Here is a 15,094-nt window from a genome sequence, read left to right on the forward strand (position 1 = left end):
GATGTGGAAAGATCGATCGACCCTGCGAACGGATCCCACGAGGAGGCCCCGCGCCCATGACCGACGCCCAGACCACCCCGTTCCACCGGGTTCTGCTCAAGCTCTCCGGTGAGGTGTTCGGCGGCGGAGCCATCGGCCTCGACCCCGCCGTCGTGGCCGGGATCGCCAAGCAGATCGCCGAGGCCGTCCGCGGCGGCGTCCAGGTGTCCGTCGTCATCGGCGGCGGCAACTTCTTCCGCGGCGCCGAGCTCCAGCAGCGCGGCATGGACCGCACCCGCGCCGACTACATGGGCATGCTCGGCACGGTCATGAACTGCCTCGCCCTGCAGGACTTCCTCGAGAAGGAGGGCATCGAGACGCGCGTCCAGTCCGCGATCGCGATGCAACAGGTGGCCGAGCCCTACATCCCGCGCCGCGCCATCCGCCACCTCGAGAAGATGCGCGTCGTCATCTTCGGCGCCGGTGCCGGCATGCCGTACTTCTCCACCGACACCGTGAGCGCCCAGCGCGCCCTCGAGACCAAGTGCGACGCCCTGCTCATCGCCAAGAGCGGCGTCGACGGCGTCTACACGGCCGACCCGAAGACCGACCCGACGGCGACGAAGTACGACACGCTGACCTTCGAGGAGGGCCTCGCGAGCGGCCTGCGCATCGTGGACGCCGCCGCGTTCAGCCTGTGCATGGAGAACAAGCTGCCGATGATCGTCTTCGGCATGGAGGGCCCGGGAAACATCACCCGCGCCCTGCTCGGTGAGAGGATCGGCACGCTGGTCACCAACGCCTGACCGCCCCGACACCCGAGCACCACGCGCTCGCGGGCCCACCCGCAGCACCCCAGACACCGCAAGCCCACCCGACCCGAGGGACGAGGAAGCCACACCGCCATGATCGAAGAGACGATGTTCGAGGCCGAGGAGAAGATGGACAAGGCCGTCGAGGTCCTCAAGGAGGACTTCGCGGGCATCCGCACCGGCCGTGCCAACCCGGGCCTGTTCAACAAGCTGACGGTCGAGTACTACGGCGCCCCGACGCCGCTGCAGCAGCTCGCCTCGTTCCAGAACCCCGAGGCGCGCACCATCCTCGTCATCCCGTTCGACAAGTCGGCGATGCACGAGATCGAGAAGGCGATCCGCGACTCCGACCTCGGCGTCAACCCGAGCAGCGACGGCCACCAGATCCGTTGCGTCATGCCCGAGCTGACCGAGGAGCGCCGCCGCGAGTACATCAAGCTCGCCCACGGCAAGGCCGAGGACGCTCGCGTCTCCGTGCGCAACATCCGCCGCAAGGCCAAGACCGACATCGACAAGCTCGTCAAGGACGGCGAGGTCGGCGAGGACGACGGCTCGCGCGCCGAGAAGGAGCTCGACGGCCTCACGAAGAAGCACACCGACCTCGTCGACGGTCTCGTCAAGGCCAAGGAGGCCGAGCTGCTCGAGGTCTGACCTCGCGGCTCCACCCATGATGACGACCGACTCGCCGTCGCAGCCCGAGGACCACGCGTCCGCGGCGCACACCGACGACGGCGACGGGCTGCTCGAACCCGTGCCCTACGACCCCGCGCTCGACGACGTCGCCGGCCTGCCTCCGGAGAAGGTCATCGAGAAGCGCCCGAGCCGTGCCGGGCGCAACCTGCCCGCCGCGATCGGCGTCGGGGTCGGCCTCGGCGTCGTCATCGTCGCGACGCTGCTGCTGGCCAAGGTGTCCTTCCTCGTCGTCGTCGTGATCGCCGTCGGGGTCGCCATCTGGGAGATGCGCGGCGCGCTGCGGCACGCCGGGGTGAACGCCCCGATCGTCCCCGCGCTCGCCGGCTCGGTCGGCATGGCGTGGGCGGCCTACGAGCACGGTCCCGGCGCGCTGACGGTGGCGTGGGCCCTGACCTGCCTGGCCGTCGTGCTCTGGCGCGGCACCGGACGCCTCGACGGCGCCGGGCGCGACGTGCTCGGCGGCATGTTCGTCGCGACGTACCCGACGTTCCTCGTCGGGTTCGCCGTGCTGCTGCTGTCGGCCGAGGACGGCGTCGGGCGGATGTTCGTCTTCCTCATCACGACGGTGTGCAGCGACGTCGGCGGCTACGCGGCCGGCGTCCTCTTCGGCAAGCACCCGATGGCGCCGACGATCAGCCCGAAGAAGTCGTGGGAGGGCTTCGCCGGCTCGGTCCTGCTGTGCATGGTCGGCGGTGCGCTGACCGTGCACTTCTTCCTCGGGCACGCGTGGGTCATCGGCGTCCTGCTCGGCGTCGGGGTGGCCGTCGCGGCCACGGTCGGCGACCTGATGGAGTCGCTCATCAAGCGCGACCTCGGGATCAAGGACATGTCGAACATCCTCCCGGGCCACGGCGGCATCATGGACCGCCTCGACTCGCTCGTCGTCGTCGCGCCGATCGTGTGGGCCGTGCTCACTCTGCTCGCCGCCCAGCCCTCCTGATGCGTCACCGCGTGCGGCGTTGGGCCGGAGCGGCCGGGCCTGCGAGAATGGGCGCGCCATGACCGAGATCCCCGCGCCGACCTCCGTACCCCTGCCCGAGCCGACGACCGACCGGCCCGAGCCCGGCCAGCTGACCTTCCGCGCGCCACGGCGCGGCAAGCCGCCGCGCCACCTCGCCGACCTGTCGCCGGCCGAGCGCAAGGAGGCGGTCGAGTCACTGGGCCACAAGGGGTTCCGGGCCAAGCAGCTCTCGACCCACTACTTCGAGCGGCTCGTCGACGACCCCGAGGAGATGACCGACCTGCCCAAGGCGGTGCGCTCGGACCTCGTCACCGACCTGCTCCCGACGCTGCTGACGCCGATCGTGCAGCGCGTGGCCGACGACGGCCAGACGATGAAGTACGCGTGGCGCCTGCACGACGGCGCCATCGTCGAGTCGGTCCTCATGCGCTACCCGAAGCGCGTCACCATCTGCATCTCGAGCCAGGCCGGGTGCGGCATGAACTGCCCGTTCTGCGCCACCGGGCAGGCGGGCCTGACCCGCAACATGTCGGCCGGTGAGATCGTCGAGCAGGTCGTGTGGGCGGCCCGGGCGCTGCGCCGCGGCGAGCTCGCGGGCGGCGACGACGAGGACCGCGAGCACCCGCTGCGGGTCAGCAACGTCGTCTTCATGGGCATGGGCGAGGCCCTGGCCAACTACAAGGCCGCGATCGGGGCCATCCGGCGCCTGACCGACCCGGCGCCCGACGGTCTCGGCATGTCGGCGCGCGGCATCACGATGTCGACCGTCGGTCTCGTGCCCGGGATCGACAAGCTCGCCGCCGAGGGCGTCCCGGTCACGCTGGCGCTGTCGCTGCACGCCCCGGACGACGAGCTGCGCGACGAGCTCGTGCCCATCAACACCCGGTGGAAGGTCGACGAGGCCCTCGATGCCGCGTACCGGTACTACGAGGTCACGGGCCGACGCGTCTCCATCGAGTACGCCCTCATCCGCGACATCAACGACCAGGGCTGGCGCGCCGACCTGCTCGGCGAGAAGCTCGCCGCGCGGGGAAAGGGCTGGGTGCACGTCAACCCGATCCCGCTCAACCCGACGCCGGGCTCGAAGTGGACGGCGTCGCGCCCCGGTGTCGAGCAGAACTTCGTCGAGCGGCTGCGCGCCCACGGCGTCCCGACGACGATCCGCGACACGCGCGGCCAGGACATCGACGGCGCCTGCGGCCAGCTGGCCGCCTCCACCGCCTGAGGCCCGAGGCCCGAGGCCGGCGCAGCCGGTCAGCCGCGCAGCCGCGCCAGCGCGGGCGAAGGGTCGACTCCCACGTCGGAGGCGACGAGCCGGATCAGCGACTCGGCCTCCTCGGCGCAGGCGGCGCAGGCGTGCAGGTGCACGAGCATCTCGGGCAGCTGCCCGGTGTCGGGGTCCTCGACGAGGGCCTCGGCGTACCGGTCGGCGAGGGTGAAGCAGTCCTCGCACGACAGCCAGGGCTCCGTCGGCAGGGTCAGCGCCCGGACGTTCTCGGGCGTCAGCGGCCGTGGTGTGGATGTCATGGTGTCTCCCCGCTGGCCGCTGAGGTGGCCGGTGAGCCGGCCGGTGGCAGGTGTCCGGTGGCCGTCAGGTGGTGGCGGATCCGCGTGCGCGCCACGCTGAGGGTCTTGTAGAGCGCCCCGCGCGTCGTGCCGAGGCGGTCGGCGAGGACGTCGATGGGTACGTGGTCGAGCAGCAGCGCCACGGCGATCCGACGCTGGTAGGGCGTCAGCGCGTCCGTGAGGGCCGACGCCACTTCCGCGGCGAGGTCGGCGGCCTCGGCGAGGTGGTCCGGGCCGGGGGCGGGGTCGGTCCAGGCGGCGTCGTCGGGCAGGCACACCTCACGAGTGGCCCACGCCCGGCGCCGCACCTCGTTGGCGGCGTGGAGCACGCCGAACTTGTAGGCCCACGTGGTGAACCGGCTGCGGCCCTCGAAGGTGTCGAGCCTGGCCAGCACCGCGACGAGCGCGTCGTCGGCCGACCCCTCGACGAGCTCCTCGAGCACCACCGCGCCCACCCCGGTCAGCTGGCCCCGCAGGTGCCACACCTGGTGACGGCACGCCCTGACGAGCAGGCCGCGCAGCTCGCGCAGTGCCTCCTCGTGACGTGCGCCGGTCCCGGCGAGGTCGGCCACCCAGTCGCGCTCCTCGTCCGCGCGGACGGGGCCGGGAGGCCGCTCGGCGGCCTCGAGGGCCGGGCTCGCGGCACCGTCGGCGTCGGCGATGGTCACGAGGTCGATCCTTGCGGGGAGAGGATGCGCGCGGCAAGGACCGGCGGGCAGCCACGATCGACGAGCTGGAGGAGGGCGTGCACGTCTACGCGCCGGTCCGCGGCGAGCCGGGCGGCGAGGTCGGCATCGAAGCCGGCCTCGAGCAGTCGGCACCGGCGCCACGCCGTCACGTCGACGGGCGGTCCCGAGGCCCCGCACCCGGCGACGCGGGTCGAGTGGATGGTCATACCTCCTTGGTGTCGCGGGCGTCGGCGCCCTTACCCGTCGCGGTAAGAGCCGTCCCACCCCCGGACACCAAGGAGGTGTCGCAACCCGCAGGCGCTTCGCGGCACGGGTCGCGGGCCGTCCGCCACATCCACCACGAAGAGGAGCTCCCATGTCCCACACGCATCCCGCCCCGTCCCGACCCGGCGACCTCACCGACGCGACGCACGCTGCGGGGCGCCCCGATCCGGCCCGCCAGGCCTACCTCGTGCTGCGCACCGCCTTCACGGTGGCGCCGATCGTCTTCGGCGCCGACAAGTTCGCCCACCTGCTCGTCGACTGGGACCGGTACCTCGCACCGCAGATCGCCCACCTGTCGCCGTTGACCGTGCACCAGACGATGTACGTCGTGGGCGTCGTCGAGGTCGTGGCGGGCGTGGTCGTCGCCGTGTGGCCGCGTCTCGGGGCGCCAGTCGTCGCCGCGTGGCTGGCGGGCATCATCGTGAACCTGCTGCTCCTCGGCGGGTACGGCGACATCGCCCTGCGTGACTTCGGCCTCATGCTGGCGGCCGTGGCGCTGGGTCGGCTCGCCGTCGTGTACGACCGGCGAGCGCTGCCGTGGGTGCACCGCCAGGCGTCGTGACACCAGGGGTCACCGTGTCGGGCGACGTTGTGGCTCAGGCGGTCTCGGCGGCGCGGTAGGTGCGTCGGTAGGCCAGGGGAGAGACGCCGACGGCCGCCGAGAGGTGCTGGCGCAGCGAGGCCGTCGTGCCGAACCCGGCCTCGGCCGCGACACGGTCGACCGGGAGGTCGGTCGTCTCGAGCAGGTGCCGGGCACGGTCGACGCGGGCGCGGGTCAGCCACGTCACCGCCGTCTCGCCGGCCTCCTCGCGGAACCGACGCGTGAAGGTGCGCACGCTCATGCCGGCGTGCCGCGCGAGGTCGGCGAGGCCGAGCGGCTCGCCGAGGTGCTCGAGCGCCCAGACGCGCGTCGGTCCGGTGCCGGCGTCGTCCTCCTCGGGCACGGGCCGGTCGATGAACTGGGCCTGGCCGCCGGCCCGCCACGGGGCGACCACGGCGCTGCGAGCGACCCGGTTGGCCGCCTCGGTGCCGAGGTCGGAGCGCACCAGATGCAGGAGCAGGTCGATGCCGGCCGCGTTGCCCGCGGAGGTGAGCACGTCGCCCTCGTCGACGTAGAGGACGTCGGGGTCGAGGATCACCTGCGGGAAGTGCCGGCGGAACGCGTCGACGTGACACCAGTGCGTCGTCGCGGTGCGGCCGTCGAGCAGGCCGAGGGCGGCGAGGGCGAAGGCGCCGGTGCAGATGGAGATCCAGCGCGCGTCGGGACGAACCGTCGCGGCGAGGGTGCGCAGCGCGTCGGGCACCCGGCCGGTGTCGACGACGCCGCCGTAGATGCCGGGCACGATGACCGTGTCGGCCTCTGCCAGAACGGAGCTCGGGTGCGTGGGCACGGCCTGGTAGCCGGCAGAGGTGGTGACGGGCCCGTCGTCCAGGGTGCACATCGACACCTCGTACGGCAGGGGAGCGCCGGTGGGTGATCCGGGCCAGCCCGGGTCGAGGGCCGCGGCGCGCAGGAACCGGTGGGGCAGGCCGAGCTCGAAGGCCACGACGTTCTCGAGGGCGAGGACGGCGACGCGGTGCGGATCACGGCCGGCGCGACGAGTCATGGCCAGATCCTTGCACATGTTGTCCATCTGGTCACTCGTCGCGGGAAGGACGGAACGGGCAGAGTGGCCCGGTGACCCTCACCGACCGCTCCGCAGCCCCGGCCCCGGGCGCCTCCGCCACCCGACGCGTCCACCCCGCCTGGTGGGTCGCCTTCGTCACGTTCCTGACGATCATCGGCGCCGCCGGCTTCCGCTCGACGCCGGGCGTGCTCATGACGCCGCTGCACGAGGAGTTCGGCTGGCCGATGGGCGTCATCGGCGCCGCCGTCTCCGTCAACCTCGTCCTCTTCGGGCTGGCGGCGCCCTTCTCGGCCGCCCTCATGGAGCGGCTCGGCATCCAGCGGGTCATCGCCGTCGCGCTCGTCCTCGTCAGCGTCGGCTCGCTCCTGCCGATCTGGATGACGCAGTCGTGGCAGCTCGTCCTGTGCTGGGGGATCGTCGTCGGGATGGGTACCGGCGCCATGTCGATGGGCCTCGTCGCGACGGTCACCGGTCGCTGGTTCGTGGCGCGGCGCGGTCTCGTCACCGGCATCCTCACGGCAGCCGGGGCCACCGGACAGCTCGTCTTCCTGCCGCTCCTCGCCTGGCTCGCAGAGCACCACGGCTGGCGCACGGCCGCCGTCACGACGTCCGCGGCCGCCCTCGCCGTCGTGCCCCTCGTGCTGTGGAAGCTGCACGACCACCCGAGCGTCCTCGGCGTCACCGCCTACGGCGCTCCGGCCGGAACCCCCGTCGGCCGTCCGCCCCGGCCCACCGGCCACCCGGCCCGCCTGGCCCTCGGCACCCTGCGCGACGCGTCGCGCACCCGCGTCTTCTGGCTGCTCGCCGGCAGCTTCGCCGTCTGCGGCGCGTCGACCAACGGCCTCGTCGGCACCCACTTCATCCCGGCCGCGCACGACCACGGCATGCCGACGACGACTGCCGCCGGCCTGCTGGCCCTCGTCGGCGTCTTCGACATCGTCGGGACCGTCTTCTCCGGCTGGCTCACCGACCGCGTCGACCCGCGGGTGCTCCTCGCCGCGTACTACACCCTCCGCGGCGCCTCGCTGTTCCTGCTGCCGTCGCTCTTCAGCGACCACATGCACCCGAACATGCTGGCGTTCGTGCTGTTCTACGGCCTCGACTGGGTCGCCACGGTGCCCCCGACGATCGCCCTGTGCCGCCTCGCCTACGGTGACCGGGCGCCCATCGTCTTCGGCTGGGTCTTCGCCTCCCACCAGCTCGGTGCGGCCGTCGCGGCGGTCGGCGCGGGCCTGGTCCGCGACCAGCTCGGCACCTACGACCTCGCCTGGTACGCGGCCGGCGCGCTCTGCCTCGGGGCGGCCCTCATGTGCGTGGCGATCACGACCGCTCGGCTGTCAGATGGGTCACCTCGTCGCACGGACTCTGGCGCGGAGGCGGCCCCGGCGGCACAGTGAGGCCATGACCAGCGACGGCACCGACGGCACCACGGCCGCGTTCGCGGCCTACCGAGACCTCCACGAGTCGAGCCTGCGTGACCCGGAGGGGTTCTGGGCGCGAGCCGCCGGGGCGATCGACTGGGTCACGCCACCGACGCGCATCCTCGACGACACCGCACCGCCGTTCTACCGCTGGTACCCCGACGCCGAGCTCAACGTCTGCTTCAACGCCCTCGACCGGCACGTGGCCGCGGGGCGGGGGGCCCAGCCCGCCCTGCACTACGACTCGCCGGTCACCGGCACGAAGGCGACGCTGACGTACGGCGAGCTGCTCGACCGCGTCGCCCGCTTCGCCGGTGCTCTCGCCGGGCTCGGCGTCGAGAAGGGCGACCGGGTCGTCGTCTACATGCCGATGGTGCCCGAGGCCGTCGTCGCCATGCTGGCCTGCGCACGGCTGGGGGCGGTGCACTCCGTCGTCTTCGGCGGCTTCGCCCCGCAGGAGCTCGCCGCGCGCATCGAGGACGCCGAGCCCAAGGTCGTCGTGTCGGCCAGCTGCGGCGTCGAGCCCTCGCGCATCGTCGAGTACAAGCCGATGCTCGACGCCGCGCTCGACCGCAGCAGCCACAAGCCCGAGTCGGTCATCGTGCTCCAGCGCGAGCAGTCGCCGGCCGCCGTCGGCCAGCGCGACACCGACTGGGAGGAGATGACCTGGGACGAGGTGTACGACGACGCCGAGCCGGCCGGCTGCACCACGGTGGCGGCCACCGACCCGCTCTACGTGCTCTACACCTCCGGCACGACCGGCAAGCCCAAGGGCATCTACCGCGACAGCGGCGGCTACGCGGTGGCGCTGCGCTGGTCGATGGAGAACGTCTACGACGTCCGCCCCGGCGAGACGATGTTCACGGCGAGCGACGTCGGCTGGGTCGTCGGCCACTCGTACATCGTCTACGCACCGCTGCTGACCGGTGCCACGACCGTGCTCTACGAGGGCAAGCCGGTGGGCACGCCCGACGCGGGGGCGTTCTGGCGCGTCATCGCCGACTACGACGCGGTGTGCCTCTTCACGGCGCCCACCGCCTTCCGCGCCATCAAGAAGGACGACTCGACCGCGTCGAAGGTCGCCGAGCACGACCTGTCGCGCTTCCGGGCGCTCTTCCTCGCGGGGGAGCGGCTCGACCCCGACACCTACGAGTGGGCCTCGGCCGCGCTCGGCGTGCCGGTCGTCGACAACTGGTGGCAGACCGAGACCGGGTGGCCGATCGCCGCCAACCCCAAGGGGATCGGGCTGCTGCCGATCAAGCCCGGCTCGCCGACCGTCGCGGTGCCCGGCTACGACGTGCGCGTGCTCGACGGCGAGGGCCACGAGGTGCCCGCCGGAACCGAGGGCGCCATCTGCCTCCGGCTGCCGATGCCGCCGGGCACCCTGCCGACGCTCTGGCAGGACGACGACCGCTACGTGTCCTCCTACCTCGCGGCCTACCCGGGGCACTACCTCACCGGCGACGGCGGCTACCTCGACGAGGACGGCTACCTCTTCGTCATGGGCCGCACCGACGACGTGCTCAACGTCGCCGGGCACCGCCTGTCCACCGGCTCGCTCGAGGCCGCGCTCGCCGGCCACGAGGCCGTCGCCGAGTGCGCCGTCATCGGCGTCCACGACGACCTCAAGGGCCAGGTGCCGCGCGCCCTCGTCGTGCTCAAGTCGGGCATCGACGCCGAGGCCGAGGGAGAGCGCATCCGGCGCGAGCTCGTGGCCCGCGTCCGCGCGGAGGTCGGGCCGGTCGCCTCCCTCCACCGCGTCGACATCGTGGCGGCGCTGCCCAAGACGCGCTCGGGCAAGATCCTGCGCAAGACGATGCGCGAGATGGCCGACGGCAAGGACGCCGCGGTGCCGGCGACCATCGAGGACGCGTCGGTGCTCGACGCGCTGGCCCCGGTGCTCACGGCACCGGAGTGAGCAGGGCGGGCACCTCCTCGATGTCGTCCACGAGGTGCACCGAGCCGGCCATCCGGCGGTCGGCGGCGAGGACGCTCAGCGTCGGCCAGACGGGCACGTCGACCGTCCACTGGCGCCGGCCCACGAGCACGAGCGGGGGGAGCGGCGCGTCGTCGAGGGCGTAGTAGAGCGGCGTCACCGCCTGGAAGATCTCCTGCACGGTGCCCGCCGCGCCCCCGAGGACGACGATCCCGGCGGTGCTGCGCGAGAGCAGCCCGTCCTCGCGGATCGCGTTCGAGAAGTACTTGGCGACCGCGTCGCAGAAGACGTTCGGCGGCTCGTGCCCGTAGAACCACGTGGGGATGCCGAGCGAGCGTGCCGTGGGGCCCAACAGGTCGAAGGGGACGCGCGGCTCCTCGCCGACGACGTCGGCCCGAACGTCGAGGGCCAGCCGCGCCCAGTCGGTGACCGACGGGCGGAAGGTCGGCACGGCGGCCAGGCGGGCCAGCGCGTCCTCGAGGCGCGTGGCGTCGTGGCAGAGCGCCCCGAGGTTGACCGCCTCCATCGCCCCCGGGCCGCCTCCCGTGGCCACGAGGTGCCCGTCCGAGGCGAGCCGGTGCCCGAGGCGCGCGGCTGCCGCGTAGGCGTCGGTACCCCGCTCGACGCGGTGCCCTCCCATGACGCCGACGACCGACCGTCCGCCCACCAGCTCGTCGAGGTCGTCGGTGACCGTGTCGTCGTGGATGGCCCGCACGAGGGTGCAGTAGGCGTCGGTGCGCAGGTGGGCGTCGACGAACCACCGGTAGGCGCGGGCGTCGGGCGTCGCGTCGTAGCCGGCGTCGAGCCCGGCGTAGAGGTCCTCGGGCCGGTAGAGGCCCCGCCACGGGTCGACCGGCGCGTCGGCGACGCCCGGGAAGACGATGGCGCCGCGGCGCAGGAGCACCTCGGCGACGTCGGTGGGCACCCTGCCGCCGAGCACGACGAGTCCGGTGAGGTCGGTGTGCTCGGCGAACCGCCGGGCGTACCCCGACAGGTCGAGGCCCTGCAGGCGAAGGCCCCCGAGCGGCGTGCCGTCGTCGAGGTGGTCCTCCAGCGCGTCGAGGCTCTCGATCTCCATGGCGTCATCCTGCCGCGGCGGCGGCGCCGGCGACCGCCCCGGGCCGCGGCGCGCCGGTGGATGGACCGGTGTCACGGCCCTGTGCCGGTTTTGCGAGGATCACGGCGTGCTCGGTGTCCTCGAGGGTTTCGCCACGATCGCCATCATCGTCGCGGTCGGTTGGCTGCTCGCCGACCGACGCGTCCTCGACGACAGCGCGCAGGTGACCCTCTCGCGGCTGGCCTTCCACGTCGCCTCGCCGGCGCTGCTGCTCACCGTCATGCAGCGCACGCCCCTCGACGCCGTCCTGTCCGCCAACCTCGTCACGTCGCTCATCAGCTTCGCGATCATCGTCGGCCTCTACCTGGCGATCGCCCGGTTCCGTTGGGCCGGAGGGACGCTCGGCTCCCGGCTCATCGGCAGCCTGTCCGCCGCGTACGTCAACGCGGGCAACCTCGGCATCCCCATCGCGCTCTACGTGCTCGGCGACGTCGCGTGGGTCGCCCCGACGCTGCTCATGCAGCTGCTCGTCATCACGCCCGTGTACATGGCCCTGTTCGACAGCGACGCCCAGGGCGAGCGGCCGCGCCTGCTCCGCTCGGTGCGCCGGATGTTCAGCAACCCGATCACCCTCGGCGCCATCGCCGGCCTGCTCATCGCAGTGTTCGACGTGCAGCTGCCCCGGGTCGTCGCCGACCCCATCGAGCTGCTCGGGCGCATGGCGGTGCCCTCGATGCTCGTCGCGTTCGGCATCTCGCTTCGGCGCGGCCCGCGACCGGCGACGGGCCGATCGGCCGAGCACGTCTGGGCCATCGTCGGTCTCAAGGTGCTGCTCATGCCGGCCGTCGCGCTCGGCGTCGGCCTGGCCCTCGGGCTCCGCGGGGAGGCCCTGTTCGCGGTCGTCGTCACAGCCGCGCTGCCGACGGCGCAGAACATCTTCACCTACGCGGTGCGGTACCGCCGCGAGGTCAACCTCGCCCGTGACGTCATCTTCGTCAGCACGTTCGCCTCGATCCCCGTCATCCTCGCCATCGCGGCCCTGTTCCACGCCTTCGCCGGCGTCTGACGGGGCCACCGGGTGGCGGCCCCGTCAGGGGTCTCGATGCGGGAGCCGACTCAGAAGTCGCCGAAGCCGCCGAAGTCGCCACCGAAGTCGCCACCGAGGTCGCCGCCACCGCCCCAGTCGCCGAGGTCACCGCCGCCGAAGCCCTCGCCGGCCGCGCTGACGTCGCCACCGGCGTCACCAGCACCAGCGTCGCCTCCCGTCTCGCCCGCGCCACCGGCATCGGCGCCACCGGCGTCGGACGCGTCGGACGAGCCGTCGCCCTCGCCGGCCTGCGCGGCCTCGGGCGACTGGTCGTAGCCGTCGAAGAGGGCGTCGGCCACCATCGAGCCGACGACGACGCCGGCGATGGTGCCGAGCATCGAGCCGGCGATCATGCCGCCCATGCCCATCCCGCCGCCCATGCCGCCGCCCATCCCGCGACCGCCACCGGCGAAGGCACCCTGCAGGTAGCCGGGTCGGCGCAGCTCGGCACGCGTGGCGCTCCGGGCGAGGTCGGCGGGCGCGTCGCTGCGCGGGCGCTCGGACTCCGGGAGGTCCTCGGTCAGCCGCTGGAGCACCATCTGGCGCTGCTCGGGGGACAGCTGCGCGAACGCGTCGGCGTGGACGCGTTCGAGGTCCTCGGGCGGCGCCGTGCGCAGCAGGTAGCGGTACCGGGCGATGGCGCGCTCGTCCTCGGTGGAGGCACCGCCGCGCGGCGCGGGCACCGCGTAGGGGTCGGCCCCCGGGACGGCGTACGGCGCACCGGTCGGTGCAGGTGCGCCCGAGGTCCCACCCCAGCCGGGTTGGCCTGCGGCTGGTCGGGACTGCGGCTCACGGCCCAGCAGTCGGTCGAGGAATCCCATGTCGTCTCCTTGCGTCGGCGTCACATGTGGCGACGGGTGTGCCGGCGACGGTCGCCGGTCACGTACCCCGGGAACGACCGGGGGCCGGTCACCGTTCCTCGGTGACCGGCCCCTTCGGGCGTCCCCTCCCTGAGACAACCCGGCGTCCTGACGCTGAGCCCGAGTGGCTCGACGCGTCAGAGGTGGTTCTCCGCCTCGGTGAGCACCGAACGCAGCCGCGACTCGATGTCGTCGAACTGCTCCTGGCCCATGATGAGCGGCGGGGCGAGCTGGACGACGGGGTCGCCACGGTCGTCGGCGCGGCAGTAGATGCCGGCGTCGAAGAGCGCCTTGGACAGGAACCCGCGCAGGAGCCGCTCGGACTCGGCGTCGTTGAACGTCTCGCGGGTCTTCTTGTCCTTGACGAGCTCGATGCCGTAGAAGTAGCCGGCGCCGCGGACGTCGCCGACGAGCGGCAGGTCGAGCAGCTTCTCGAGCGTGGCCTTGAACGCGGGGGCGTTCTGCTTGACGTGGTCGGTGAGACCCTCGCGCTCGAAGATGTCGAGGTTGGCCAGGGCCACGGCCGACGACACCGGGTGGCCGCCGAAGGTGTAACCGTGCGGGAAGTAGTCGGTGCCCTTCCTGAACGGCTCGAAGAGGCGGTCGCTCGCGATCATCGCGCCGATGGGGGAGTAGCCGCTCGTCATGCCCTTGGCGCACGTGATGATGTCCGGGACGTAACCGAAGTCGTCACAGGCGAACATCGAGCCGATGCGGCCGAACGCGCAGATGACCTCGTCGGACACGAGCAGCACGTCGTACTCGTCGCAGATCTCGCGGACCCGCTCGAAGTAGCCGGCCGGCGGCGGGAAGCAGCCGCCGGAGTTCTGCACCGGCTCGAGGAAGACGGCCGCGACGGTGTCGGGGCCCTCGAACTCGATCGCCTCGGCGATGCGGTCGGCGGCCCAGCGGCCGAACGCCTTCTCGTCGCCCTGGAGGTGCTCGGGGGCGCGGTACATGTTGGTGTTCGGCACCTTGTGCGCCCCGGGCACCAGAGGCTCGAACATCTCCTTGGCGGCCGGGATGCCGGTGATCGACAGGGCGCCCTGCGGCGTGCCGTGGTAGGCCACGGCGCGGGAGATGACCTTGTGCTTGGTCGGCTTGCCGGTCAGCTTGAAGTACTGCTTGGCCAGCTTCCACGCGGTCTCGACGGCCTCGCCGCCACCGGTCGTGAAGAAGACGCGGTTGAGGTCGCCGGGCGCGTGCCCCGCCAGACGCTCGGCCAGCTCGATGGCCTTGGGGTGCGCGTAGCTCCACAGCGGGAAGAACGCGAGCTCCTTGGCCTGCTTGGCCGCCGCCTCGGCGAGCTCCTCACGGCCGTGGCCGACCTGGACGACGAAGAGGCCGGCGAGTCCGTCGATGTACTCGTTGCCCCGGTCGTCCCAGATCTTCCAGCCCTGCCCGCGGGTGATGATCGGGACGGAGTGGCCCAGGCCGCCGTCCCCGGGGTCCTCGAACACCGAGTGGCGCGTGAAGTGCATCCACAGGTGATCGCGTGCGGCATCCGACAACAGCGTGCCCGCGGGGGTGCGCTGGTCCGACGCCGGTTCCCAGACCTCGTTCGGGTTGATGCTCATCGTGTTCCCCAGTTGTAGAGCTGTTTGTTGAGTTTGAGGTAGACGAACGTCTCGGTGGCGAGCACGCCCTCGAGGGTGCGGATCCGTTTGGTCAGCAGCTCGAGGAGGTGGTCGTCGTCCTCGCAGACGACCTCGGCGAGAATGTCGAAGCTGCCCGCCGTCGTCACGACGTAGGACACCTCGTCCATGTCCGACAGCGCGTCGGCCACGGCCGACATGTCGCCGGTGACCCGCAGGCCGATCATCGCTTGACGCTGGAAACCGACCTGGAGCGGGTCGGTCACGGCGACGATCTGCATGACGTCGGCGTCGAGCAGGCGCTGCACGCGCTGGCGCACCGCCGCCTCGGACAGGCCGACCTCGGTCGCGATCGAGGCGTAGGACTTGCGGCCGTCCTGCTGGAGCAGCTCGATGATCGTCTTGGAGACGTCGTCGAGGTTGACGCCGCCACGACGGTGCCGCTTGGCCCCGTTGGTGCCGCTGGCCCCGTTGGCCACGCCTCGGATGGTCGTCATGGGCCCGATCTTGACCTGTGGAACACGGCGTTGGCAAGCCCCTGTTCAA

16 protein-coding genes are annotated in these 15,094 nt (G+C 72.4%); 8 read left to right on the forward strand and 8 right to left on the reverse strand.

What is annotated here, in order from left to right; all coding sequences use genetic code 11:
• The first annotated feature begins 56 nt into the window (after positions 1 to 56).
• The 4 genes from pyrH (at position 57) to rlmN (ending at position 3,670) form a co-directional block, all read left to right on the forward strand.
• The gene (pyrH, locus tag RY076_RS07445; protein WP_076259775.1) at positions 57 to 785 is read left to right on the forward strand and encodes a UMP kinase; all 729 of its coding nucleotides are present in this window, start codon (positions 57 to 59) and stop codon (positions 783 to 785) included.
• 99 nt (positions 786 to 884) lie between these two features.
• Positions 885 to 1,442, forward strand: a complete 558-nt coding sequence (gene frr, locus RY076_RS07450) for a ribosome recycling factor (RefSeq protein WP_323096965.1) — start codon at positions 885 to 887, stop codon at positions 1,440 to 1,442.
• A gap of 16 nt (positions 1,443 to 1,458) precedes the next feature.
• Positions 1,459 to 2,424 (forward strand): phosphatidate cytidylyltransferase, encoded by a 966-nt coding sequence (locus RY076_RS07455; protein ID WP_323096966.1) that lies wholly within the window; start codon positions 1,459 to 1,461, stop codon positions 2,422 to 2,424.
• A 58-nt stretch (positions 2,425 to 2,482) separates the two neighbouring features.
• Positions 2,483 to 3,670, forward strand: coding sequence for a dual-specificity RNA methyltransferase RlmN (gene rlmN / locus RY076_RS07460; RefSeq protein ID WP_323096967.1), 1,188 nt, complete (start codon positions 2,483 to 2,485; stop codon positions 3,668 to 3,670).
• Between the two features lie 29 nt (positions 3,671 to 3,699).
• Here rlmN and RY076_RS07465 read toward each other — a convergent pair whose 3' ends face one another.
• From RY076_RS07465 to RY076_RS07475, 3 genes are read right to left on the reverse strand one after another with little or no spacing between them, the layout of a single operon-like run.
• Complete coding sequence (locus RY076_RS07465) at positions 3,700 to 3,972, reverse strand: hypothetical protein (protein WP_323096968.1); 273 nt, start codon at positions 3,970 to 3,972, stop codon at positions 3,700 to 3,702.
• Entirely contained in the window at positions 3,969 to 4,679 is a 711-nt protein-coding gene (locus RY076_RS07470; RefSeq protein WP_323096969.1) for a sigma-70 family RNA polymerase sigma factor, read from the reverse strand. Before RY076_RS07470 ends, RY076_RS07465 begins: the two co-directional genes overlap by 4 nt.
• Positions 4,676 to 4,906, reverse strand: a complete 231-nt coding sequence (locus RY076_RS07475; protein WP_323096970.1) for a hypothetical protein — start codon at positions 4,904 to 4,906, stop codon at positions 4,676 to 4,678. Before RY076_RS07475 ends, RY076_RS07470 begins: the two co-directional genes overlap by 4 nt.
• 149 nt (positions 4,907 to 5,055) lie before the next feature.
• Here RY076_RS07475 and RY076_RS07480 point away from each other — a divergent pair, with 149 nt between their 5' ends.
• A complete protein-coding gene (locus RY076_RS07480; RefSeq protein WP_323096971.1) occupies positions 5,056 to 5,526 on the forward strand; it encodes a hypothetical protein in 471 nt (156 codons plus the stop codon).
• A 34-nt stretch (positions 5,527 to 5,560) separates the two neighbouring features.
• Here RY076_RS07480 and RY076_RS07485 read toward each other — a convergent pair whose 3' ends face one another.
• Positions 5,561 to 6,571 carry a GlxA family transcriptional regulator gene (locus RY076_RS07485; protein WP_323096972.1) on the reverse strand — a complete coding sequence of 337 codons (1,011 nt, stop codon included), beginning with the start codon at positions 6,569 to 6,571 and terminating at the stop codon, positions 5,561 to 5,563.
• Positions 6,572 to 6,642: 71 nt separating this feature from the next.
• Between RY076_RS07485 and RY076_RS07490 the strand changes: the two genes are divergently transcribed.
• Together RY076_RS07490 and RY076_RS07495 are read left to right on the forward strand one after the other, a co-directional pair.
• Positions 6,643 to 7,989: an MFS transporter gene (locus RY076_RS07490; RefSeq protein WP_323096973.1), complete on the forward strand. Its 1,347-nt coding sequence runs from the start codon at positions 6,643 to 6,645 to the stop codon at positions 7,987 to 7,989.
• A gap of 4 nt (positions 7,990 to 7,993) precedes the next feature.
• Positions 7,994 to 9,931 carry a propionyl-CoA synthetase gene (locus RY076_RS07495; protein WP_323096974.1) on the forward strand — a complete coding sequence of 646 codons (1,938 nt, stop codon included), beginning with the start codon at positions 7,994 to 7,996 and terminating at the stop codon, positions 9,929 to 9,931.
• On the opposite strand, the gene RY076_RS07500 is transcribed toward RY076_RS07495, so the two are convergent.
• The gene (locus RY076_RS07500; RefSeq protein ID WP_323096975.1) at positions 9,915 to 11,027 is read right to left on the reverse strand and encodes an LOG family protein; all 1,113 of its coding nucleotides are present in this window, start codon (positions 11,025 to 11,027) and stop codon (positions 9,915 to 9,917) included. The two genes, RY076_RS07495 and RY076_RS07500, sit on opposite strands and share 17 nt — an antisense overlap.
• A 106-nt stretch (positions 11,028 to 11,133) precedes the next feature.
• Here RY076_RS07500 and RY076_RS07505 point away from each other — a divergent pair, with 106 nt between their 5' ends.
• Positions 11,134 to 12,072, forward strand: a complete 939-nt coding sequence (locus RY076_RS07505) for an AEC family transporter (RefSeq protein WP_323096976.1) — start codon at positions 11,134 to 11,136, stop codon at positions 12,070 to 12,072.
• Between the two features lie 50 nt (positions 12,073 to 12,122).
• Here RY076_RS07505 and RY076_RS07510 read toward each other — a convergent pair whose 3' ends face one another.
• The 3 genes from RY076_RS07510 to RY076_RS07520 all read right to left on the reverse strand — a co-directional run bounded on the left by RY076_RS07510 (position 12,123) and on the right by RY076_RS07520 (position 15,045).
• On the reverse strand, positions 12,123 to 12,914 hold the full coding sequence (locus RY076_RS07510) for a hypothetical protein (RefSeq protein WP_323096977.1): 792 nt from the start codon (positions 12,912 to 12,914) through the stop codon (positions 12,123 to 12,125).
• A gap of 176 nt (positions 12,915 to 13,090) precedes the next feature.
• Positions 13,091 to 14,530 carry an aspartate aminotransferase family protein gene (locus RY076_RS07515; protein ID WP_323096978.1) on the reverse strand — a complete coding sequence of 480 codons (1,440 nt, stop codon included), beginning with the start codon at positions 14,528 to 14,530 and terminating at the stop codon, positions 13,091 to 13,093.
• The gene (locus RY076_RS07520; protein ID WP_323096980.1) at positions 14,527 to 15,045 is read right to left on the reverse strand and encodes an Lrp/AsnC family transcriptional regulator; all 519 of its coding nucleotides are present in this window, start codon (positions 15,043 to 15,045) and stop codon (positions 14,527 to 14,529) included. Before RY076_RS07520 ends, RY076_RS07515 begins: the two co-directional genes overlap by 4 nt.
• Between the last annotated feature and the right edge of the window lie 49 nt (positions 15,046 to 15,094).

It is taken from the genome of Intrasporangium zincisolvens, assembly GCF_034724055.1.
GTDB classification, from domain to species: Bacteria; Actinomycetota; Actinomycetes; order Actinomycetales; family Dermatophilaceae; genus Monashia; species Monashia zincisolvens.

Coding starts and splice junctions, on each gene's coding strand:
- pyrH (WP_076259775.1), top strand. CDS start 57: ATGACCGACGCCCAGACCACCCCGTTCCACCGGGTTCTGCTCAAGCTC.
- frr (WP_323096965.1), top strand. CDS start 885: ATGATCGAAGAGACGATGTTCGAGGCCGAGGAGAAGATGGACAAGGCC.
- RY076_RS07455 (WP_323096966.1), top strand. CDS start 1,459: ATGATGACGACCGACTCGCCGTCGCAGCCCGAGGACCACGCGTCCGCG.
- rlmN (WP_323096967.1), top strand. CDS start 2,483: ATGACCGAGATCCCCGCGCCGACCTCCGTACCCCTGCCCGAGCCGACG.
- RY076_RS07465 (WP_323096968.1), bottom strand. CDS start 3,972: ATGACATCCACACCACGGCCGCTGACGCCCGAGAACGTCCGGGCGCTG.
- RY076_RS07475 (WP_323096970.1), bottom strand. CDS start 4,906: ATGACCATCCACTCGACCCGCGTCGCCGGGTGCGGGGCCTCGGGACCG.
- RY076_RS07480 (WP_323096971.1), top strand. CDS start 5,056: ATGTCCCACACGCATCCCGCCCCGTCCCGACCCGGCGACCTCACCGAC.
- RY076_RS07485 (WP_323096972.1), bottom strand. CDS start 6,571: ATGACTCGTCGCGCCGGCCGTGATCCGCACCGCGTCGCCGTCCTCGCC.
- RY076_RS07495 (WP_323096974.1), top strand. CDS start 7,994: ATGACCAGCGACGGCACCGACGGCACCACGGCCGCGTTCGCGGCCTAC.
- RY076_RS07500 (WP_323096975.1), bottom strand. CDS start 11,027: ATGGAGATCGAGAGCCTCGACGCGCTGGAGGACCACCTCGACGACGGC.
- RY076_RS07510 (WP_323096977.1), bottom strand. CDS start 12,914: ATGGGATTCCTCGACCGACTGCTGGGCCGTGAGCCGCAGTCCCGACCA.
- RY076_RS07515 (WP_323096978.1), bottom strand. CDS start 14,530: ATGAGCATCAACCCGAACGAGGTCTGGGAACCGGCGTCGGACCAGCGC.
- RY076_RS07520 (WP_323096980.1), bottom strand. CDS start 15,045: ATGACGACCATCCGAGGCGTGGCCAACGGGGCCAGCGGCACCAACGGG.